At 72.7% G+C, this 20,781-nt stretch carries 20 protein-coding genes; 9 read left to right on the top strand and 11 right to left on the bottom strand.

The features are described from left to right. Window positions 1–191: 191 nt before the first annotated feature. The 3 genes from ACGFMP_RS08400 to ACGFMP_RS08390 all read right to left on the bottom strand — a co-directional run bounded on the left by ACGFMP_RS08400 (window position 192) and on the right by ACGFMP_RS08390 (window position 4,301). Window positions 192–1,361 carry a DUF58 domain-containing protein gene (locus ACGFMP_RS08400; protein WP_393671109.1) on the bottom strand — a complete coding sequence of 390 codons (1,170 nt, stop codon included), beginning with the start codon at window positions 1,359–1,361 and terminating at the stop codon, window positions 192–194. Next, window positions 1,349–2,332 carry an AAA family ATPase gene (locus ACGFMP_RS08395; RefSeq protein ID WP_393671108.1) on the bottom strand — a complete coding sequence of 328 codons (984 nt, stop codon included), beginning with the start codon at window positions 2,330–2,332 and terminating at the stop codon, window positions 1,349–1,351. Before ACGFMP_RS08395 ends, ACGFMP_RS08400 begins: the two co-directional genes overlap by 13 nt. 331 nt (window positions 2,333–2,663) lie before the next feature. Continuing rightward, a complete protein-coding gene (locus ACGFMP_RS08390; RefSeq protein WP_393671107.1) occupies window positions 2,664–4,301 on the bottom strand; it encodes a regulator in 1,638 nt (545 codons plus the stop codon). Window positions 4,302–4,543: 242 nt separating this feature from the next. Here ACGFMP_RS08390 and lipB point away from each other — a divergent pair, with 242 nt between their 5' ends. The 4 genes from lipB (at window position 4,544) to ACGFMP_RS08370 (ending at window position 7,654) form a co-directional block, all read left to right on the top strand. Then, window positions 4,544–5,320, top strand: coding sequence for a lipoyl(octanoyl) transferase LipB (lipB, locus tag ACGFMP_RS08385; protein WP_393671106.1), 777 nt, complete (start codon window positions 4,544–4,546; stop codon window positions 5,318–5,320). Window positions 5,321–5,408: 88 nt separating this feature from the next. Further along, the gene (lipA, locus tag ACGFMP_RS08380; RefSeq protein WP_393671104.1) at window positions 5,409–6,374 is read left to right on the top strand and encodes a lipoyl synthase; all 966 of its coding nucleotides are present in this window, start codon (window positions 5,409–5,411) and stop codon (window positions 6,372–6,374) included. Window positions 6,375–6,681: 307 nt separating this feature from the next. Continuing rightward, on the top strand, window positions 6,682–6,918 hold the full coding sequence (locus tag ACGFMP_RS08375; protein WP_393671103.1) for a hypothetical protein: 237 nt from the start codon (window positions 6,682–6,684) through the stop codon (window positions 6,916–6,918). A gap of 55 nt (window positions 6,919–6,973) precedes the next feature. After that, on the top strand, window positions 6,974–7,654 hold the full coding sequence (locus ACGFMP_RS08370; protein WP_393671102.1) for a DUF4191 domain-containing protein: 681 nt from the start codon (window positions 6,974–6,976) through the stop codon (window positions 7,652–7,654). A 97-nt stretch (window positions 7,655–7,751) separates the two neighbouring features. On the opposite strand, the gene ACGFMP_RS08365 is transcribed toward ACGFMP_RS08370, so the two are convergent. Then, the gene (locus tag ACGFMP_RS08365) at window positions 7,752–8,219 is read right to left on the bottom strand and encodes an RDD family protein (RefSeq protein ID WP_393671101.1); all 468 of its coding nucleotides are present in this window, start codon (window positions 8,217–8,219) and stop codon (window positions 7,752–7,754) included. Between the two features lie 197 nt (window positions 8,220–8,416). Here ACGFMP_RS08365 and glnA point away from each other — a divergent pair, with 197 nt between their 5' ends. Both glnA and ACGFMP_RS08355 read left to right on the top strand, forming a co-directional pair. Continuing rightward, a complete protein-coding gene (glnA, locus tag ACGFMP_RS08360) occupies window positions 8,417–9,826 on the top strand; it encodes a type I glutamate--ammonia ligase (protein WP_393671100.1) in 1,410 nt (469 codons plus the stop codon). 315 nt (window positions 9,827–10,141) lie between these two features. Next, window positions 10,142–10,495, top strand: a complete 354-nt coding sequence (locus tag ACGFMP_RS08355) for a hypothetical protein (RefSeq protein ID WP_393671099.1) — start codon at window positions 10,142–10,144, stop codon at window positions 10,493–10,495. 47 nt (window positions 10,496–10,542) lie between these two features. Here ACGFMP_RS08355 and ACGFMP_RS08350 read toward each other — a convergent pair whose 3' ends face one another. The 3 genes from ACGFMP_RS08350 to ACGFMP_RS08340 all read right to left on the bottom strand — a co-directional run bounded on the left by ACGFMP_RS08350 (window position 10,543) and on the right by ACGFMP_RS08340 (window position 12,264). Further along, entirely contained in the window at window positions 10,543–10,758 is a 216-nt protein-coding gene (locus ACGFMP_RS08350; RefSeq protein ID WP_393671098.1) for an e9imm peptide, read from the bottom strand. A gap of 109 nt (window positions 10,759–10,867) precedes the next feature. Further along, complete coding sequence (locus ACGFMP_RS08345) at window positions 10,868–11,938, bottom strand: winged helix DNA-binding domain-containing protein (RefSeq protein WP_393671096.1); 1,071 nt, start codon at window positions 11,936–11,938, stop codon at window positions 10,868–10,870. A gap of 11 nt (window positions 11,939–11,949) precedes the next feature. Beyond that, entirely contained in the window at window positions 11,950–12,264 is a 315-nt protein-coding gene (locus tag ACGFMP_RS08340; protein WP_393671094.1) for an NIPSNAP family protein, read from the bottom strand. Window positions 12,265–12,374: 110 nt separating this feature from the next. Here ACGFMP_RS08340 and ACGFMP_RS08335 point away from each other — a divergent pair, with 110 nt between their 5' ends. After that, on the top strand, window positions 12,375–13,235 hold the full coding sequence (locus ACGFMP_RS08335) for an Fpg/Nei family DNA glycosylase (RefSeq protein WP_393671093.1): 861 nt from the start codon (window positions 12,375–12,377) through the stop codon (window positions 13,233–13,235). Between the two features lie 60 nt (window positions 13,236–13,295). Here ACGFMP_RS08335 and ACGFMP_RS08330 read toward each other — a convergent pair whose 3' ends face one another. Both ACGFMP_RS08330 and ACGFMP_RS08325 read right to left on the bottom strand, forming a co-directional pair. Next, entirely contained in the window at window positions 13,296–14,156 is an 861-nt protein-coding gene (locus ACGFMP_RS08330) for an NAD-dependent epimerase/dehydratase family protein (RefSeq protein ID WP_393671092.1), read from the bottom strand. An 83-nt stretch (window positions 14,157–14,239) separates the two neighbouring features. Then, complete coding sequence (locus ACGFMP_RS08325) at window positions 14,240–14,629, bottom strand: molybdopterin-binding protein (RefSeq protein ID WP_393671091.1); 390 nt, start codon at window positions 14,627–14,629, stop codon at window positions 14,240–14,242. A 95-nt stretch (window positions 14,630–14,724) separates the two neighbouring features. On the opposite strand from ACGFMP_RS08325, the gene ACGFMP_RS08320 reads away from it, so the two are divergent. Next, window positions 14,725–16,290, top strand: a complete 1,566-nt coding sequence (locus tag ACGFMP_RS08320; RefSeq protein ID WP_393671090.1) for a VWA domain-containing protein — start codon at window positions 14,725–14,727, stop codon at window positions 16,288–16,290. Window positions 16,291–16,377: 87 nt separating this feature from the next. On the opposite strand, the gene ACGFMP_RS08315 is transcribed toward ACGFMP_RS08320, so the two are convergent. After that, complete coding sequence (locus ACGFMP_RS08315) at window positions 16,378–18,351, bottom strand: discoidin domain-containing protein (protein ID WP_393671089.1); 1,974 nt, start codon at window positions 18,349–18,351, stop codon at window positions 16,378–16,380. A 262-nt stretch (window positions 18,352–18,613) separates the two neighbouring features. Between ACGFMP_RS08315 and ACGFMP_RS08310 the strand changes: the two genes are divergently transcribed. Continuing rightward, entirely contained in the window at window positions 18,614–19,663 is a 1,050-nt protein-coding gene (locus tag ACGFMP_RS08310) for a hypothetical protein (RefSeq protein WP_393671088.1), read from the top strand. A gap of 49 nt (window positions 19,664–19,712) precedes the next feature. Here ACGFMP_RS08310 and ACGFMP_RS08305 read toward each other — a convergent pair whose 3' ends face one another. Beyond that, window positions 19,713–20,720 carry an NADPH:quinone reductase gene (locus ACGFMP_RS08305; RefSeq protein WP_393671087.1) on the bottom strand — a complete coding sequence of 336 codons (1,008 nt, stop codon included), beginning with the start codon at window positions 20,718–20,720 and terminating at the stop codon, window positions 19,713–19,715. Between the last annotated feature and the right edge of the window lie 61 nt (window positions 20,721–20,781).

The following is a 20,781-nucleotide window of genomic DNA, read 5'->3' as shown; positions in this document are numbered from 1 at the left end:
CGCCGTGCGCGGACAGCCCTCGGGTCCCGTCCCGCCGCGGCACCGCCCCGGCCACGGCGGGCGGACGCATGGCAGCACGGCCGCCGCCGTGAAGGCGGATCCGGGCGACCGCCGGGACGGGCCACAGCGGCGCGCCCGCGGCAGGTGCGGGCACGCCTCGGGTCGCGTCCCGCGCCGGGACACCGGGGCGCTCATCGCGGCGCCGGGAGGTCGGCGAGCTCTGACAGTGCCGAGACCCGCAGGGTGCGGAAGCCGGGGTGCCTCAGCGGGGAGTCGGCGGGCGTGGGGGCCGCGGTGGCGTGCACGCACACCACCGTGGCGCGGTGGGCGCTCAGCGCCGAGAGGGCAGGGCGCCACAAGGCGGGGTCGCGAGTGGTGGACAGGACGGCGAGGGCGCCGCCCGGGGCGGCCGCGGCAAGCCGGGTGGCGGGGGTGGCGGAAGCCGCCGGGCGGGGCCGTACCCGGGTGAGCAGGTCGAGGACGGCGTCGCGGGCACCGGGGGCGGCGGCGATCAGGCGGGGCTCGGCCCCGACCACCGCCAGGGTGACCGGGCGGCCGAGCCGCAGCACGCTCAGCGCGACGGCGGCCGCGCAGTCGACCGCCGTCTCGAAGGCCTCGCCCTCCCCGGCCGCGGTGTCCAGCAGGACCACGGCGGGGGCCGTGCCGCCGCCGCGGCGTTCGCGGACGTGGAAGGCGCCGGTGCGCAGGGTGCTGCGCCAGTCGATGAGCCGCAGGTCGTCGCCCGGGACGTGGCGGCGCATGCCGTGGATCTCGAACGCCTCGTAGGTGTCCAGCCGCGCGGCCCCCGAGGCGTGGGCCGCTGCGGCCTCCGCGACCCACGGCAGGGCGTCCGTGGTGCGCGGGCGGACCGTGAGACCCGCCCCTGGCGGAGACGGTTCCGTGCGCGTCACCGCCAGGCCGAGCGGGTCGCGGTATTGCGCGACTGCCGGGCCGAGCCGCCACACCCCGCGGGGCAGGGCGGGGCTGGTGAGGGTCCAGCCGCGGCCCGTGAGCGGCAGCGTGCGCGAGCCGCCGGGCAGCGCGTCCTCCAGCGTGCCGTGGATCGTCGGCGGGTCGCTGCCGGGCCGGCCGGCCGGTGCGAAGGCCGCCGGCAGCCGCTCGCCGCGGACGAACTCCGTCCGCGCCGGCGGGGCGTGGGCGACACCGGGCCGGCGCCCGAACCGTCCGGCGGCCCAGGCCGCGGCGCAGGACAGCAGCGCGGCGGCGCCGGCGCCGAAGACCGGGCGCAGCTCGCCGACCGCTCCGAGTACGACGCCCGCCGTGCCCGCGCCGCCGGCCCACCGGCCCGTGGCGGTGAGTCGGACCCGGCGCCCCGCTGCGCGGTCGCTCAGGGCGCGCACGCGGCGTTCTCCGGGGCCGGTATGCGGGCCAGCAGCTCGGTGATCACGTCCGCCGCGCAGCCGCCCGCGGCGGCCGTCGGCTCGACCCGGTGGGCCAGCACCGGCACGGCCAGCTGCTGTACATCCTTGGCGTCGGCATGGCCGCGCCCGTCGAGGAAGGCGCGGGCACGGGCCGCGGCCACCAGGGCGCCGGTGGCCCTGACGCTGACGCCGTGCGTCAGGCGGTCTGTCCTGCGGGTGGCCTCGGCGAGGTCGACGGCATAGCCGACGAGGGTGTCGGTGGCGGCGACGGAGCGGAGGCGGGCGCGGGCCGCCAGGATGTCGGCGGCGTGCAGCGCGGGGGCACCGAAGTCGTCGGGGTCGGTCAACCGGCCCCCGGCGATGGCCACTTCGGCCTCCCGCGCGGGGAAGTCGACCGCCACCCGGATCAGGAAGCGGTCCAGCTCCGCCTCGGGCAGCAGATATGTGCCGTCGAGGTCCACCGGGTTCTGCGTGGCGACCACGAAGAAGGGCGCGGGCAGCAGGTGCGTACGGTCGGCCACGGTCACCTTGCCCTCCTCCATGGCTTCGAGCAGCGCGGACTGCGTCCTGGGCGACGCCCTGTTGATCTCGTCCGCGACGACCACGTGGGCGAACAGCGGCCCGGGCCTGAAGTCGCTCATGCCACCGGTGAGCAGCGGCTGCTCGTACCCGGTGATCTCGGCCGGCAGCAGGTCGGGGGTGAACTGGACCCGCCGCCACGCCTCCGCGCCCGGCGCCGGCGCCACGCAGGCCGCGATCGCCCGCGCCAGCGTGGTCTTGCCGGTCCCCGGCCGGCCCTCGACCAGCAGGTGGCCCCCGGCGAGCAGGCACAGCGCGGCCGTCTCCACGGCCGCCCGCTGCCCGGTGAAGGCCCGCTCCACCGGCTGGATCAGACCCGTGCGGATCCGTTCCGCCCAGTCCGTCTCCCCGGCCACAGCAGTGGCGGACATCAGCACCCCCTGGTCCGGCCCCCCGGCCGTGTCGCGCTGCCCCGGCCGGACCCTGGCCCGCCCCCGGCCGGGCGGACGCCCACACCGTGACCGCGAACATACCGTCGGTCACCGCCCAAGTACGCGGAAACCGCATCGTTGGCCCACCTTCGGTACGAACGCCTACGACGACGGGCGCAGGCCCGTCCCCCCAAGGGCCTGCCCGAGGGCCCGGGAGCGGCACCCGTGCGCGGGCCTGCGACGGCCCGCGGCAAGGCCCGACGGCCGACCCGGGCCGTCGGGCAGTGCGGCGCCGTGCCCCCGGGCCGGCCGGGGCCCGGCTTCGCGCGGGTCAGAGGGCGAAGCCGGTCGCCTGGGCCTGGGCGAAGAAGGCGCGGGCGGGGGCGCTGTCGCGGAAGGGGTCGAGCCGCCGGGCGAAGTCGCGGGCGTATTCCGCCGCGCGCGCGGACCGCATGTCGGCGGCCTGGCGGACCACGTCGGCCCCGAGCGCGCAGGCGGCGTCGACCTCGCCGAGGGCGAGCCTGGCCGAGGCCAGGACGGCCTGGCAGAAGAGCCGGCTGCGCGCGTACCCGGGTGCCCGCAGCTGCAGCGACCTTTCGGCCTGCTGGACGGCCGCCCGGTGCTGCTGGAGGTCCCGGTGGCAGTGCCCGAACTCGTCGGCGAGCTGCGCCTCGTCGAAGAAGCGCGCCCAGGACGGCACCTCGTCGCCCGCCCTGGCCGCCGCGAAGGCGCGTTCCGCCCGGACGAGCGCCGCCGTGCACGCCCGGGTCTCGCCCATGACGCCGTGCCCGCGCGCCTCGGCCGCGTGCATCAGGGCCTGGACGGCGGGCGGCGCCGTCGTGCCGATACCCTGCTGCGCCACCCGGGCCAGCTGCACCGCTTCTCGGCCGTGCCCGAGGTAGACGGCCTGGCGGCTCATCGTGACCAGGACGTAGCCGCCGTGGACCCGGTCGCCGGCCGCCTGGGTGAGCCGCAGCGACTGGACGAAGTAGCGCTGCGCGAGGCCGTGCGCGCCGATGTCGTAGGACGTCCAGCCGGCCAGCCGGGTCAGGTCGGCCACGGAGGCGAAGAGCCGCCGGCCCTGGACCTCCCCGTAGCTGCCGCGCAGCATCGGCTCGGCCTCGTGTTCGAGGTAGCGGACGAGCGCCTGGCGGGCGTGCCCGCCGCCGTAGGCGTGGTCGAGGGTGCGGAAGAGGTCGCCGACGGCCCGCAGCGCCGCGATGTCGCCGGCGCCGACCCGGCCGCCGGCGGCCGGCGGGGCGTGGCGTAAATCCTGGGCGCCCCGTGGTGTGCCGCGGGTCTGCGCGGGCACCCGCAGCGCCCCCTTGCGGACGACGGTGTCGTCGGCGGAGCCGATCAGCCAGTCCCTGCTGGGGACGACGAGGCCCGCGGGGCTGAAGGCGATCGTGCGCAGCTCGGCCTGGTTCCCGGTGTCCTTGCGCCACAGGCCGCTGACGATGTCGACCGCCTCGCCGGCGGAGGCGGCGTATTCGAGCCCGGCGTAGACGGGTGCGCACGCGTCGAGGCCGAGGTCCTGCGCGGACAGCCGGCGGCCGAGCCGCTGGGTGAAGACCTCGGCGATCAGCGCGGGGGAGGTGCCGCGCGGCTGCTGGCCGCGCAGCCAGCGGGTGACGGACGTCTTGTCGTAGCGCAGGTCGAGCCCGTGCTCCTGTCCGAGCCGGTCGACGCGGCGGGCCAGTCCGGCGTGCGAGAAGCCGGCTTCCGCGATCAGCGCGGCGAGCCTGGCGTTGTGCCGGTGCGGGCGGTCGGCCCGCGCGCCGGAGGGCGGTGCGTCCGGGGGCGGTGCGTCCGGGGGCGGTGCGGCGCCGCGCGCCGGGCCCGGGGCGCCAGCCGCTTCGGCCGGTGCGTCGGGTGGGTCCTGCGGGGGCCGCCCCGGTCCGCTTCCCGGCCGGGCGGCGGCGCGGTCGTGGGGTCCGTTCGGGGTTCGCTGCGTGGCACGGTCCGTCATCGGCGCTGCGGCCCACTTCCTCTGAGTGTCTTCAGATTCGGCGTGAATGTAACGGTCAGCGATGTCCAGCTCGACGCAAGAGCCGCATATTCGTCCGAATGAGCGACAAGAGACATCATTACCGGGTAAGCCGCCCGCACCGGTGCAAGCCACCGTGGTATGGCACAGCCCGCCGGGGGCCTGCACGCACCGCCGCCGTACAGTTGCAGGGGCGCGTATCGCACAGCAGAGGAGTCGTCGTCGTGAGTGAGCTGCAGTTCGTTCACCTGGGTTTCGGGGCTGACGCCGTGGAGTACGGGGAGGCGTGGCAGCGGCAGCGGACGGTGCACGCGGCCCGTTTCGCCGACGAGATCCCTGACACCTGCCTGCTGCTCGAACACCCGCCGGTGTACACGGCGGGGCGGCGTACGGCCGACAACGAGCGGCCGCTCGACGGCACCCCCGTGGTGGACGTGGACCGCGGCGGCAAGATCACCTGGCACGGCCCCGGCCAGCTGGTGGGCTACCCGATCCTGAAGCTGCCCCGCCCGGTCGACGTGGTGGCCCATGTGCGGCGGCTGGAGGACGCGCTGATCGCGACGGCGGCCGAGTTCGGCATCGAGACCAGCCGGGTGGAGGGCCGCTCGGGGGTGTGGGTGCTGGGCGACCCGGTGGCGGAGCGCAGCGGCGGGCTGACGCTGGACTTCGACCCGCGGCTGGCGGACGAGGAGTTCGACCCGCGGCTGAGCGGCCCCGAGTACGCCCCCTCCAACGCCGGGCAGCGCCGCGAGGACCGCAAGCTCGCCGCGATCGGCATCCGGGTCGCCAAGGGCGTGACGATGCACGGCTTCGCGCTGAACTGCAATCCCGACACGACCTGGTTCGACCGGATCGTGCCGTGCGGCATCAGGGACGCCGGGGTGACGTCGCTGTCGGAGGAGCTGGGCCGGGAGGTCGGCGTCGCCGAGGCGCTGCCCGTGGTGACCAAGCACCTCGGCGCGGTGCTGGGCGCGGCCGTCCCGCTGCCCCGGGCCGTCTGAGGGCAGCCCTTGGGAATGCCGGGGCGTACCCTGGCGTTTACCGAAGAATCTAAGCCGTAGGCACAATCTCAGCTTTAGGGAGCCGGTCGTGTCCGCAGTCGCACCCGACGGACGCAAGATGCTGCGCCTGGAGGTCCGCAACAGCCAGACCCCCATCGAGCGCAAGCCCGAGTGGATCAAGACCCGGGCGAAAATGGGTCCCGAGTACACGCAGATGCAAAAACTCGTCAAGAGCGAGGGCCTGCACACGGTGTGCCAGGAGGCCGGCTGTCCCAACATCTACGAGTGCTGGGAGGACCGCGAGGCGACGTTCCTCATCGGCGGCGACCAGTGCACCCGGCGTTGCGACTTCTGCCAGATCGACACCGGCAAGCCGCAGGCCCTGGACCGCGACGAGCCGCGCCGGGTCGGCGAGTCCGTGGTCACCATGGACCTGAACTACGCCACCATCACCGGCGTGGCGCGTGACGACCTGGAGGACGGCGGCGCGTGGCTGTACGCCGAGACCGTCCGGCAGATCCACGCCATGACCGCGGGCCGGTCCGACGGACGTACCAAGGTCGAGCTGCTGATCCCCGACTTCAACGCCGAGCCCGCCCAGCTCGCCGAGGTCTTCGGCGCCCGCCCCGAGGTGCTGGCGCACAACGTCGAGACGGTGCCGCGGATCTTCAAACGGATCCGCCCCGGTTTCCGCTACGAGCGCTCCCTCGAGGTCATCACCCGGGCACGGGAGGCGGGTCTGGTCACCAAGTCCAACCTGATCCTGGGCATGGGCGAGGAGCGCGAGGAGATCAGCCAGGCACTGCAGGACCTGCACGACGCGGGTTGCGAGCTGATCACCATCACGCAGTACCTGCGGCCTTCGGTGCGGCACCACCCGGTGGAGCGGTGGGTCAAGCCGGCCGAGTTCGTGGAGCTGAAGGAGGAGGCCGAGGAGATCGGCTACGCGGGTGTGATGTCCGGGCCGCTGGTCCGCTCGTCCTACCGTGCCGGGCGGCTGTTCCAGCAGGCCGTCGACCGCCGCAGGCAGCTGGACGCCGCGCAGGCGGTCTGAGGTACCGGGCGGCCCGGGACGGCGGTCCCGGGCAGGCCCACGACGCGCCGGGCCGCGCGCCCGGCACCCATGTGAAACCGCTCACCCGGCCGTACGGGGCTGCCGGAAGAGTGACCTGGCGGGGCGGTGTGCGGGCGATGCCGCGGCTTTCATGTGAGATTGACCGAGTGGTCACCGGCTGGTAACACGTTGTGGCGAGGCTGGTTCCATCGCACAGCACACCTGTTCGCCGCGTTTCCTGCTTCTCCGCTCCGCTCCCTGCCTTTGCTCTCGCTGCCCTTGCGCTCGTTGCCCCGAGGGGGACGCCATGCCGTCGCAGTCGGTCCACGCCCGTCCGTATCCACAGCTGCCCGCCTACACCCCGGTCGCCGGGGCGCTGCGTGCTGTCGAATCCTTTCTGCTGCGCGGTGGCCAGCAGACCGCCCGGCGCAACGCCTGGGCATCCGTCGTCGCCGACCGCCAGCGCGCCAAGGACCGCAGGGAGGCCGAGCACGAGCTGGCCGCCCTGGTGACGGCCGGGCGCGAGGACGCCGTACTCGACTGACTCCCGAGGGTGGCCGCCGTGACGCGTGACCGGGCGGCCACGTATCCTTTGCCCCATGGCGAGGAAGGAAACATCCGAGAACCCTGGGCGACTGGCACAGATCGTCCAGACCTACAAGATGACCAGGCAGGCCGACTCCAAGATCGGGCTTGTCATTGCGGCTGTGGGAATCGTCACCTTCGGTGTCATCCTCGCCCTCGGCTTCTTGATCGACCACCCCATCTGGGCCGGGATCCTGGGATTCCTGCTGGCCTTCCTCGCGATGGCGGTGGTCTTCGGACGCCGCGCCGAGAAGGCCGCCTTCGGACAGCTGGAGGGCAAGCCGGGTGCGGCTGCCGCCGTGCTGCAGAACGTCGGCCGCGGCTGGACGGTGACTCCGGCGGTGGGCATGAACAAGAGCCAGGACGTCGTCCACCGTGCCGTCGGCAAGGCCGGTGTGGTGCTGGTCGGCGAGGGCAACCCCAACCGGGTCAAGAGCCTGCTGGCGAATGAGAAGAAGAAGGTCGCCCGGGTCGTCTACGACGTGCCGGTGCACGACTTCATCGTCGGCAACGGCGAGGGCGAACTGCCGCTGAAGAAGCTGCGCGCCACCCTGCTGCGGCTCCCCCGCACCCTGTCCGGCCCCAAGACCACCGAGGTCAACGACCGCCTCAAGGCGCTGGGCGACCTCATGTCCAACATGCCGATCCCGAAGGGTCCGATGCCCAAGGGCATGCGGATGCCGAAGGGCCGCTGAGCAGCTTCACCCGGAAGGGCGCCCCCGCGCGGGGGCGCCCTTCCGCATGCACGGGCACCGCGGGTGTCCGGGCACGCGGTCCCGGACACGGCCTGCGTCAGATGCGGACCTGGACGGCCTTCACGGCCCTGTCGTGCAGGCCGCGCGTGTCGCGGTCCCAGACGACGGCCGGGACGACCAGCACCAGCAGCAGGGTGCGCAGCGCGGCGCCGAGCGGGCTGAGCCGGCCGCCGTCCACCTGCACCACCCGCAGCCGCATGATCATCTTTCCTGGCGTGCTGCCGACGAGTCCGAGAGCGATCACACTCACCACGGCGAAGACGACAAGCGCCCAGTTGTTCGCCTGGTGGATGTCACGATGCGCGATCAGACCGTATGCGATCAGCACGCTCAGAACCCAGTCGATGAACAGTGCGGCGAGCCGCCTGCCGACCGATGCGATGGATCCGGGGCCGTCCTTGGGCAGTCCGAGCCGCTCACCGCGGTAACCGAACTCCGCACCCATCTGCTCGGCGGCCGCCCGCGGCCCCGAGAGCCACGATCCGATTACTTCCCTGTTGTCCACCCGTCCACGGTAACCCCCGTACGGCCCAGTCCCACCGGGTGGGGACCGCCCCGACAGCGTCGCGGTTAACGTCCATGAAACAAATGGGTCATGCTGGAGAAACCCCTGATCCCTATGGTCAGGGCAGTGTGCGCCACCGCACTGGCCGCACCTCGATCGCCAACCCGACCCGCGGGGCCGGGCCTAGGAGGAGTTGGATGTTCCAGAACGCCGACGACGTCAACAAGTTCATCTCGGACGAGGGCGTCAAGTTCGTCGACGTCCGATTCTGTGACCTGCCCGGTGTGATGCAGCACTTCACGGTCCCGGTCTCGTCGTTCGACCCGAGCGAGGAACTGGCCTTCGACGGCTCGTCCATCCGCGGCTTCCAGGCGATCCACGAGTCGGACATGGCGCTGCGCGCCGACCTGTCCACGGCCCGCGTCGACCCGTTCCGCAAGGACAAGACGCTCAACATCAACTTCTTCATCCACGACCCGATCACCGGCGAGCAGTACAGCCGCGACCCGCGGAACGTGGCGAAGAAGGCCGAGGCGTACCTCACCTCCACCGGCATCGCGGACACCGCGTACTTCGGTCCCGAGGCGGAGTTCTACGTCTTCGACAACGTGCGCTTCCAGACCTCCGCGAACGAGTCCTTCTACCACATCGACTCCGAGGCCGGCGCCTGGAACACCGGTGCCGTGGAGAACAACCGCGGGTACAAGGTCCGTTACAAGGGCGGTTACTTCCCCGCCCCGCCGGTCGACCACTTCGCCGACCTGCGCGCCGAGATCAGCCTCGAGCTCGAAGCGGCCGGCCTCCAGGTCGAGCGCCAGCACCACGAGGTCGGCACCGCGGGCCAGGCCGAGATCAACTACAAGTTCAACACGCTGCTGGCCGCCGCCGACGACCTGATGCTCTTCAAGTACATCGTGAAGAACGTCGCCTGGCGCAACGGCAAGACCGCGACCTTCATGCCCAAGCCGATCTTCGGTGACAACGGCTCCGGCATGCACGTCCACCAGTCGCTGTGGCAGGGCGGCACCCCGCTCTTCTACGACGAGCAGGGCTACGCGGGCCTGTCCGACACCGCCCGCTACTACATCGGCGGCATCCTCAAGCACGCCCCCTCCCTGCTGGCCTTCACCAACCCGACGGTGAACTCCTACCACCGCCTGGTCCCCGGCTTCGAGGCCCCGGTCAACCTGGTGTACTCGCAGCGCAACCGCTCCGCCGCGATGCGCATCCCGATCACCGGCTCCAACCCCAAGGCCAAGCGGGTCGAGTTCCGCGCGCCCGACCCCTCCTCGAACCCCTACCTCGCCTTCTCCGCCCTCCTGCTGGCGGGCCTCGACGGCGTCAAGAACAAGATCGAGCCGGCCGAGCCGATCGACAAGGACCTCTACGAGCTCGCCCCCGAGGAGCACGCGGGCGTCCCCCAGGTCCCCACGTCCCTCCCGGCCGTCCTCACCGCCCTGGAGAACGACAACGAGTACCTCCAGGCCGGCGGCGTCTTCACCGCGGACCTGATCGAGACCTGGATCGACTTCAAGCGCACCCAGGAGATCGCCCCGATCCAGCTCCGCCCGCACCCGCACGAGTTCGAGCTGTACTTCGACATCTAGGAAGACCCCAGGTCAGAGCGGCTTCCCGCTCCCCTGGGCCGTCTGTGGACCGTGGGCCGCATCTCTTCGCGAGGTGCGGCCCACCGTCGTCGCCAGGCGCTCCGACTCTTCATCCGGGCCAGCCATGAACGGGGTTGCCCCTCGCCACGGCGTCTCTCGGCAGCCAGGTGGAAGACAACGCCGTGAGGCCCACTCTCCCGGGGTGTCTACCGCAAGGCCGGTGCGGCACCGACAGCCCACGTCGATCTCATCGCCGTCTGCACCCGGGCCGCGCACGCGGTCGTCTGCGGAGAGTCCGCGCTGGCGCTGCACGAATTGATCGACGACATCCCGTACGCGGTCCACATCGCGGTTCCGCGCGGCACGCACCGACCGGCGATCACCTATCCACCGACCCGGACGTCCCAATACGCGGCGGACACTTTCGGCTACGCAGTCGACCGGTTCGAGGCCGCCCCGGGTGAGACCATCCCCGTCTACAGCCCCGCGCGCTCCGTCGTGGACGCCATGCGCCTCGGAGGCACCGCCAACGGGCCCCTGGCTCTCGGTGCCCTCAATCGATACCTGCACAGATACGGCCAGAGCGGCGTCGCCGGCCTCCAGGACGCCGCTCAGAGGCTCGGCGCCCTGTCCAGCATCCGACCGGCCATCGAAGCGGTGCTTGCCTGATGCCCAACCCCACACGGGACACCACCGCAGGGCGCATCTGACGTCGTTCACAGCGCGAACGGCTGGTAGGCCAAAGCCTGGTCGACGACTTCGGCCGCTGTCGGCTCCAGTCCGTCCTTGGGCCAGAAGATCAATCCACCGACGTGACCAGTCGGGCAGCCGAGCGCCTTGTCGAGTTCGTCCAGCACGCGCTCCATCTCGTCCTCGTCGTACTCGACATTCATGACGTCCTGCACCAGCGCGACCGCTGTCTCGCGCGTCATCCGCAACCGAACCCCCTTCCGGAGCAGAAGCACCCTACTCGTGCGCATGATCGGCCGGCTCCCCGCCGTCCTCCTCGGCGGGCGGCGGGGGCTCGGTCGATGGGGGGGCTCAGTCGTTCGCGGGGTCCAGGAAGCGGGTGACCGCGGCGGTCTCCTGGTCCAGGAGGGGCTGGAGGCGGGGCGGAAGGGGGGTGAAGGGGTCGATCCGCAGCGGGTTGCGGGACCAGGTGGCGACGGCCAGGCCGTCGGCGACGACCGTGGCGCGGATGACGCCGCCGCCCGGGTGGACGCGGTTCTGGTGGGGGGCGGGTACGGACAGGTCGCGGGTGCGGTGGCCGACCAGGTAGCCGTCGTAGGCGGGGAGCAGACGGACGTCCTCGGTGGCGGACGGCTCGCCCGGCTCCTGCGGCCGGCCGGCGAGCACCGTGCGGGTGCCGTGGTCGGCCAGGGCGCCGGACTGCGCCAGGTCCTTCCAGGCCGTGCGGGCCGCACCGGCCGGCAGGCCCGACCAGGCGGCGAAGTCCTGCGGGGTCGCGGGGGCGTGGGCGACCAGGTAGCGGCGGGCGAGTTCGGCGGCGGCGGCCGCCTGGTCGCCGGGCGGGGCCGCGGCGGCGGGCAGCCAGTCGTCGAGGAGAACGTACGTCGCTTCCCCGGCGCGGCGCGGGCCATGGCACAGGACGCCGGTGAGGGCAGCGTGGCGGATCAGGTGGAAAGGGGCCTGCCCCTCCGGCGGCACTCCCAGCGTGCCGAGGTGCCCGGTCAGCTCCGCACGGGTGAGCGGGCCGTGCGCCGCGAGGACCCGCCGGATCAGCCGGTCGGCGCGCTCGCGCAGCCCTTCGTCCAGGCCGAGCTGCCGGTAGCGCGGGCCGCCGGCGGCGAGGATCCGCGGGGCCAGCAGTCCCAGCAGTCCGCGGACGTCCTCGGCGAGGACGGTGTGGAGGGTGCCGCGCATGAACCAGCCGCGGACGATGCTCCGTTCGTCCTCGTAGGCCGCGAGCACCGCCCGGCGGGTCAGGTCCGCGCGCGCCCGCACCCGGATGCCCAGGTCGGCGGCGGTGGCGTCCTGGGCCTGCACGGCGACGACCCGCCGCACGACGGCCTCGGCCGTGGGCTCGCGCACGCCGCCCGCGAGGGCCTGCGCGCGGGCCCGCAGCAGCCGGACGGTGTCCTCGCCGGTCATCGGGGCGCCCGCTACGCGGTGCCGGGCAGCAGCGGGCGCATGAAGGTGCGCTCGTAGCGCAGGACGCAGCCGCTCTCGTCCCTGATGCGGTCCGCCTCGATGAAGTCGGGGTCGCGGCCGAACAGGGTCCTGTACTGCTCGTAGGCGGCGAGGCTGGGGAAGCTGAACAGCGCCAGCGCCTTGTCGCTCGCGCCCTCCGACGGCAGGAAGTACCCGTGGTGGGTACCGCCGTGCCGGTCGACCAGCTCCATCCAGCGGCGCCCGAAGCGCTCGAACGCCTCGGTCTTGGCCGGATCGATCACGTACTCGACCACACAGGTAATCACCCTCACCAGGTTAGGGCCGGACGGGCCCCGGGCGGTCCGCCGGGGCTGGGGCCGTGCCGGGGCGCTGACCTGCGCCGACGTATTGCGGTGAAAAGGGGCAGACTGGGGGGATGCCGGAGTTGCCTGAGGTCGAGTCGTTGGGGCGGTTCCTCGCCGAGCGGGTGAGCGGGGGGACCGTGGAGCGGGTGTATCCGCTGGCCTTCCACGCTTTGAAGACGTACGACCCGGCGGTCTCGGCCCTGGAGGGGCGGACCTTCGGCGGGGTCGGGCGGTACGGGAAGTTCCTGGCGCTGGAAGCGGACGGGCTGTATCTGGTGATGCACCTGGCCAGGGCCGGGTGGGTGCGGTGGAACGACGAGCTGCCCGCGGCGCCGCCGAAGGGCGGGAAGGGGCCGCTGGCGCTGCGGGTGCGGCTCGCGGGCGGGGCCGGGTTCGATGTGACGGAGGCCGGGACGCAGAAGCACCTGGCCGTCTACGTCGTACGGGACCCGCAGGAGGTGCCGGGGATCGCGCGGCTCGGGCCCGACCCGCTGGACGAGGCCTTCACGCCTGAGGTCTTCGCGGGCCTGCTGGAGGGCGAGCGGCGGCAGATCAAGGGGGTGCTGCGGGACCAGAGCGTGATCGCGGGCATCGGCAACGCGTACTCCGACGAGATCCTGCACGCGGCGAGGATGTCGCCCTTCAAGCTGGCCGCGACGCTGACGCCGGACGAGGTGGCGCGGCTGTACGAGGTGATCGGTACGACGCTTGCCGAGGCCGTCGAGCGGTCCCGGGGGCTGCCGCTGCGCGATCTGAAGGCGGAGAAGAAGAGCGGGCTGCGGGTGCACGGGCGCAAGGGGGAGGCGTGCCCGGTGTGCGGGGACACCGTGCGCGAGGTGTCCTACCGGGACTCGTCGCTCCAGTACTGCCCCACCTGCCAGACCGGCGGCAAGCCGTTGGCCGACCGCCGGATGTCCCGGCTGCTGAAGTAGCGGCCGCCGGGCGGGCGGCCGGCCTTGCGGCCGCCGGCCCTGCGGGTGCCGAGGCTGCGCTCAGCGGGCGTCGACGTGGTCGCGCCAGGAGTGCGCCGGCTGGTAGCCGAGCACTTCGCGGGCCCTGTCGATGCTCAGCAGCGTCTCGTGGGTGCCGATGTCGCGGGTGAGGGCGACCCCGGGGAAGACCTCGGCGAGCAGGTCGGCCGAGGGGCGGTTCATGATGGTGTCGGCTGCGGCGATGACGAAGCTCTGGGCGCCGGTGACGGGCGCGGTGAGTGCCCGGCGGCAGGCAGCGGCGGCGTCGCGGGCGTCGACGTAGCCCCACAGGTTCCACCGCCGGGACCTGGCGTCGTCCCAGTAGCCGGGCACGTGGCAGTAGTCGTCCTCGACGTGCACGTTGGACAGCCGCAGCGCGACGAAGGGGATGCCGGACCACTCGGCGATGTGCCCCGCGGTGGTCTCGCCCGCGACCTTGGACAGGGCGTAGGTGGAGGTGGGGTACGGGTAGTGGCCCTCGTCCACCGGGGCGTAGCGCGGCGGGACGTCGAAAGGCAGGCCGAGGGTGGTCTCGCTGGACGCCCAGACCACCCGGGAGAGCTTGTGCTGCGCGGCGGCGAGGAAGACGTTGTCGTTCATCGCGGTGTTGGTGGTCAGGGTGTGCGCGGCGGGGGCGAGGCCAGGGGCCGGGATGTTGGCCAGGTGGATCACCGCGTCGGCGCCGGCCAGTGCGTCGACGGCCTGCCCGTAGTCGGTGAGGTCGGCCCGCATCAGGGGCGTGCCGAGCGCGTCGAACTCGGCGCGTGCGGCGGGGCTGACGGCGATGTCGACGGCGAGGACGTCGATGCCGTGCTCCAGCAGGTCGGTGACGACGACACGGCCGGTCTTCCCGGTCGCGCCGGTGACGGCGACGGTTGTCATGGTGCGTACTCCCGAGGGTGGCGTCAGAAGGGCGGCGGCGAGGGGGGCGGCGGGAAAGGGGAGAGGAGAGCCGGGGGGAGGACTCAGACGCGGTCGATGTGCACGCTGGTGGACTTGACCCGGGCGACGGCCTCCGCGCCGACCTCGAGCCCGAGCTCCTCGACGGCCTCGCGGGTGACCAGGGACACCAGGCGGTGCGGGCCTGCCTGGATCTCGACCTGGGCGGCGACGTCGCCGAGTTTGACCGCGGTCACGATGCCGGGGAAGGCGTTGCGTACCGAGGTGGAGGAGGACTCGCCGTCGTCGTTGTCGGCGATCTCGACGGAGAAGGCGGCGAGGTCGCGGCCGTCGATCAGCCGGCGGCCCGCCTCGTCGCGGTGGGTGGCGACCCGGCCGGCGTCGGCCCAGCGGCGCGCGGTGTCCGGGCTTACGCCGAGAAGGCGGGCGGCCTGCCCGATGGTGTACGACTGCATGTGCCCAGCCTAGAGCGGTGATCGGCGGGTCGCGGCGGCGGCCCGTACCGGCGAAAGCCTCGGCGTTCCGGGGCAGGTGGGGGCAGACTTGCCGCATGACGTCGAAGCCGCTGAGCAAGGGTGCCAATACGCCGGTCACCGCGTCCGCCGTACGCGTGGTGCTGACCTGGGCCGCGGGGCCGCCCGGGGGAACGGATCCGGACGCGTCCGCGCTGCTGCTGACCCGGGAGGGGAAGGTGCGCGGCGACGACGACTTCGTGTTCTACAACCAGCCGCGGCACCGGTCGGGCGCGGTACGCCACATGGGCAAGCAGGGCGGCGGCGGCACCGTCACCGACGCGGTCGAGGTGGACCTCGCGGGCCTGGAGCCGGTGATCGACCGGGTGGTGCTCGCGGCGTCGGTGGACACCGGGACCTTCGGTGCGCTGTCCGGCCTCGGGCTGCGGCTGGTGGACGCCGGGTCGGGCACGGAGCTGGCGCACTTCGACTTCGTGGCCGCCACCGAGACCGCCCTGGTCGGCGGTGAGCTCTACCGTCGCGACGGCGGCTGGCGCTTCCGGGCGATCGGGCAGGGGTACGCGGCGGGCCTTGCGGGGCTCGCGACCGACTTCGGGATCACCGTGGACGAGGACAACACGGCCGCGCACACCCCCGCCGCGCCGCGGCCCGCCGCTCCCCCGCCGGCGCCGCCTGCCTACACGCGGCCCGCCCCCACGCCGCCGCCCGGCCCGCCGGCGTACCCGCCGCCGCCGCCTTCGGCCTACCCGGCGCCGAACGCCTACCCCGCCCCCGCCCCGACGGGGCCGGCGGCACCGCTGCCGCCGCCGCCCGCGTACGGCGCGGGCCACCAGAACGCCTACCCCGCGCCCACGCCGCCGGCCGGTGCGCCGCGGCTGGTCAAGGGCGAGGAGGACCTGCCCATCGACATGCGCAAGCGGCTGTCGCTGCGCAAGGAGCAGGTCGCGGTGAGCCTGCGCAAGCACGGCGCCGAGGGTGCGAGGGCGCGGATCGTGCTGGTGCTCGACGCCTCGGGGTCGATGGCGAAGCTCTACGGGGGCGGGGTGGTCGCCGGGGTGGTGGAGCGGATGGCGGCGGTCGCCGCGCAGCTCACCTCCGACGGTGCCATGCAGGCCTGGACGTTCGCGAGCAACCCGGCCCGGCTGCCGGAGCTGAGGCTGGGCGATCTGCCGGGCTGGATCGCCCTGCACGTCAGGATCGGCGAACTGGTGCTCTTCGGGCGCCGCAAGAAGCAGCCGCGGGGGCTGCAGCCGGGCCAGGTCGACATGCGTGCGGTCGGCATCCAGAACGAGGAGCAGAAGGTCATCGCGCAGGTGCGGGAGTTCGTCCGCAACGTCCCGTCGCAGGAGCCGACCTTCGTGCTGTTCTTCTCCGACGGCGGGGTGCACCGCAACGCGGAGATCGAGCAGCAGTTGCGGGCGGCGGTGGAGGAGCCGATCTTCTGGCAGTTCGTGGGCCTGGGCCACGCGAACTACGGCATCCTCGAACGGTTCGACACGATGGGCGGGCGGCGGGTGGACAACGTCGGCTTCTTCGCCGTGGACGACATCGCCACGTTGTCGGACGCCGAGCTCTACGACCGGATCCTCACCGAGTTCCCGTCCTGGCTGAAGGCCGCGCGGGAGGCGGGCATCCTGCGCTGACGGGCGCGGCGGGCCGGGAGGCCGGCGGCGGTACGACCGGGGGATGGCGTCTCCGCCGTACCGCCGCCGTGCTTCCCGGGGTGCCGGTCAGGCGTTGAAGACGTGCACTCCGGAGGCCTGGCCCGCGGGCCAGCCGGTGTTGGCGGTGAAGACCAGCCGGATGTGGCGGGCGGTGGCGGCGCTGGGCAGGACGAGCGTCGTGGTGTTGCCCGTGGCGGGGTCGAAGGTGCGGGCGGCGGCGGCCAGCAGGGTGCTGAAGGAGGCGCCGTCGGTGCTGCCCTGGACCGCGATGGTCTGGCTGCGGGTGGCCCATGCGGCGGACGGCGGCAGGTCGACGACGACCCGCTTGACGGTGGTGGCGCCGCCCAGGTCGACCTGGATCCACTGCGGGAAGGCGTTGTTGGCGCTCTCCCAGTAGCTGTTCTGGTCGCCGTCGACGGCGTTGCCCGAGCCGTAGACCTGGGTGTGGCTGCTCTCCGAGGTCGGCTTGTGCAGCGCCAGGTCGGTGCCTGCCGAGGTGCCGTCGGTGGTGACGGTGACCTGGTTGGACGGCTGGGAGGTGCCGCCTGCCGCGTCGAACGCGACGACGTCGAAGGTGTGGGTGCTGGCGGGGGCCAGTCCTGTGACGGTGAAGGCGGTGCCCGAGGTGCTGCCGACCTGGGTGCTGGTGCCGCCGCTGACCTCGAGCACGCGGTAGCCGGTGACGGCGACGTTGTCGGTGGCGGCGGTCCAGGCGAGGGCGACGGTGGTGTCGGTGTGCCCGGTGGCGTGCAGCGAGCCGGGCGCGGTCGGCGGGGTGGTGTCGCCGCCTCCCCCGAGTACGGGTTTGGTGGGGCGGGTGGGGGTGAGGGCGATCTGGCCTTTGAGCATGCGGCCGCCGTCGCCGGTGAGGCGGAGGTAGTAGTCGGAGGAGCAGGCGGTGCCGTCTTCGTCGAGGGCGAGGAAGCCGGAGTTGGTGGGGACGAAGGCTTGGGATTCGGCGGTCTTGGCGATCTGGTTGCCTTCGTTGTACTCGTCGAACATGGAGATGTAGATGCCTTGGACGCCGGCGCGGCACATGTTGTAGAACTGCCGCCACATGAAGTCGCCGTGGGCGCGCTGGCGTCCGGTGACCGAGCCGGGCAGGACGCAGGGCTGGTAGTCGATGCCGTGGGCGGCGCATTCGGCCATGTCGGGCACGGTGGCCACGTTGTAGAAGTTGTCGGCGTCGGCGGTGTTGCCGATGCGGCCGACCATCCAGGGGCTGAGCATGTGGAAGCCGTGGTAGACGTCGGAGAAGCCGGGGCGGGAGTCGCGGTCGCCGGTGCGCCACCAGGTGGGCACGCCGCCGATGACGTAGCAGCCCTGTGCCTTGAACCAGTTCAGGACGTCCAGGCAGGCGGCGGGGGTGAAGGGGCGCTGGTTGTCGGCGAAGCCGAAGCCCCAGATGCACACCACCGGCTTGCCGTTCTGTGTGGCGTAGGCGGGTGAGGCGGTGTACGCCTTCATCTTGTTGGTCCAGTCGGTCTTGATGTCGGACTGCATGGTCGTCCAGTCCGAGACGTCGTACATGATGTAGAACTTCCGGCCGTGGGCTTCTGCGGCGGTGCGGACCTTGGCGGTCATCGCGTCGCGGGTGGGGCCCTCGCCGCCGGTGGGGTTGAAGCGCTGCAGGGCGGCGGTGTCGATGTTGTTCTGCTGCATCCACAGGAACTGCGTGTCGACGGTCTGCTGGTCGTAGGACGAGAACAGCGTCGCGGGCTGCCCGTTGCCCAGCGCGGCGTATCCGGTGGGGTAGGTCCTCGTGTACTCGCGCACATCCGGCCACGCCACGATCGTGGTGTTCGACGGCGAGGGGGCCTGGCCGGCGTTGGCACTCCAGTGCCACCACGCATTGATGGGCGCACCGTCACCGATGCACGCAAACCACCCCTGATACCCGACCGTGATCTTGCCCACAACGTCGCCCGGCGGACTCGCCGCAGCGGCACCTCCGGCCAGCGCTGTCTGCGCCGCTCCCACGGTTCCCACGGCAGTCGATGCAAGCGCTGCCTGCAGCAGCGCCCGGCGTGTGACACCCATCTGGACTCCTCCGATCGGCTGTCAACTCCCGCCGTCACACGGCCGATCGGTCTACGGCAGCGGACCGGAAGTCTGGTGCGGGGATCGTAACGACGGGGTTACCCCTTCGCAATAGATCGCGCATCAGGCGAAATATTTGACAGAAGTCACGCAAGAAGCACTCATGCCCTCATGACAGCCTGGCCTGCGGAAAAACCTCCCTCTGCCAAGTCGGTACGAAAATCTTAGGAGAATGAAATATTCCGCTCATACGGTCTGGTGCATGACGCATGTTTCAGGACCACCGGGCGGCGAGCGCGGCACATCACGCTCCCGTTCCCACCGGCGGCGGCGAAAACCGCCCTGGTGGAAGCGCCCGGCGGTCGTGTCGGCGGCTGTACTGGCCACGATCGGGCTGATCACGCTGGCGATAGTCAGCCGGTCGCCCTCGGCCAAGGCCAGGACCGACTCCTCCGCGACCGGCGACGCCAAGGGCCAGGACGCGGCCGGCGGCACTCCCCCGGCAAGCACCACCGAGGCCACCACCGCTCCCCCGTCCACCAGCGCTCCGACCACCCCGTCGAAACCACCGACGAAGTCCGCCGCCGACGCCTCCTCCGACCTCGCCACCGCGATCAAGGCGCTGTCGGCCGGCAGCAAGGGCCGGCTGTCGGTGGCTGTGACCGACCTGAACGACGCCCACACCGCGGCGTCGTACGCGGACGGCTCCGGCACCTACGACACCGCGAGCATCGTCAAGGTCGACATCCTGGCCACGCTGCTGCTGCGGCACCAGAAGGCGGGCACGACGATGACCTCGACCGAGCGGTCGCAGGCCACCGTGATGATCCAGCAGAGCGACAACAACGCGGCGACCGCACTGTGGAACGCGATCAACCGCAAGACCGGGCTCGACGCGGCCAACAGCGCCTTCGGCCTGCACCACACCGAGGGCGGCTCCGCGGACCTGTGGGGGCTCACCCAGACCACCACGGCCGACCAGCTCGCACTGCTGCGGAACGTGTTCAGCAGTGACTCGGCGCTGTCGTCGGCGTCCCGCGAATACATCAAGGGCCTGATGCACACGGTCACCAAGGGCCAGCAGTGGGGCGTGTCCGCGGCGGACGAGGACGCCAGCGGCTTCGCGCTGAAGAACGGCTGGCTGCAGCGCACCGCCACCGGCCTGTGGGACATCAACAGCATCGGCGAGGTCGACTACAAGGGCCACACGCTGCTGGTCTGCGTGCTGTCCTCGGGCAACCACTCGGAGAAGTCGGGCATCGACAAGGTCGAGGCCGCCGCCGCGGCGGCGGCCAAGGCCCTGCTGTCCTGAGGCCCGCCACCCCGGGGCACCGCCCCGGGGTCACCGCCCCGTAGGACCCTCAGCCGGCGACGTCGATCAGGACCTTGCCGATCGCGGCCTGCTGCACCGCGTCGTGGGCCTCGCCCGTGCGGGACAGCGGGAAGCGGTGCAGCGGAAGGCCCGCCGCCTCGCCCACCCGGATCGCACCGTCCGCGACCGCCGCGGTCACCGCCGCCACCGCCTCGTCCTTCGCCGCCGCGGGGACCGTGTAGACCAGCACGCCCTGCCAGCGCAGGTTGGCGAACATCGAGGGCCGCGCGGGCACCGCGAAGGTCTCCGAGTCGTCGGCGTAGAAGGCCACGACGGCGTCCGGCGCGGCCACCGCCCGGTCCAGGGCCGCGTTCGCCGCCGGGGCGACCTCCACCACGATGTGCACACCGTCCGGGGCGATCCGGCGGATCTCGGCCGCCGCGTCCTGGGCGCGGTAGTCGACCACGTGCTGGGCGCCCGCCGCCCTGGCCAGCTCGCCCTTCGCGGGGCCGCTGACCGTGGTCACCACGGTGGCGCCCGCCCAGCGCGCCAGCTGGATCGCCGCGTTGCCGACCGCGCCCGCCCCGCCCGCGACCAGCACCGTACGGCCGGCCAGCGCGCCGGGCGCCAGGCGGGTGGGGCCGCCGTCCGCGACGGTCAGCGTGCGGTGGGCGGTCAGCGCCGGGATGCCCAGGCTCGCACCGAGGTCGAACGACGCGTGCTCGGGCAGCGGCACCGCCTGCCGGGACGGCAGCGTCAGGTACTCCTGCGCGGTGCCGTCCGCGCGGGCCCACGCGGCCTCCCACAGCCACACCCGCTCGCCGATCCTGGCCTCGGGGACGCCGGGACCGACCGCGTCGATCACGCCTGAGCCGTCCTGGTTCGGCACCTGCTCGCCCTGCGGGGCGGTGCCCTCCCGGGCCTTCCAGTCGGTCGGGTTCACCCCCGACACCTTCACCGCGACACGGACTTCGCCCTCTCCCGGGGTGGGGACCGGCCGGTCGGTCAGCGCCATCACGTCGGCGGCGCCGCTGGTCTTGTATGTGATCGCCTTCATGAGCGCTACAAGCTACCCGCAGCCGGCTTTCTTCCCGGAATCCGCTGCTCCGTTCGGTGTG

The organism is Streptomyces sp. NPDC049040 (genome assembly GCF_043197715.1).
GTDB lineage: Bacteria > Actinomycetota > Actinomycetes > Streptomycetales > Streptomycetaceae > Actinacidiphila.
This window is presented reverse-complemented; position numbering and strand designations above follow the sequence as displayed.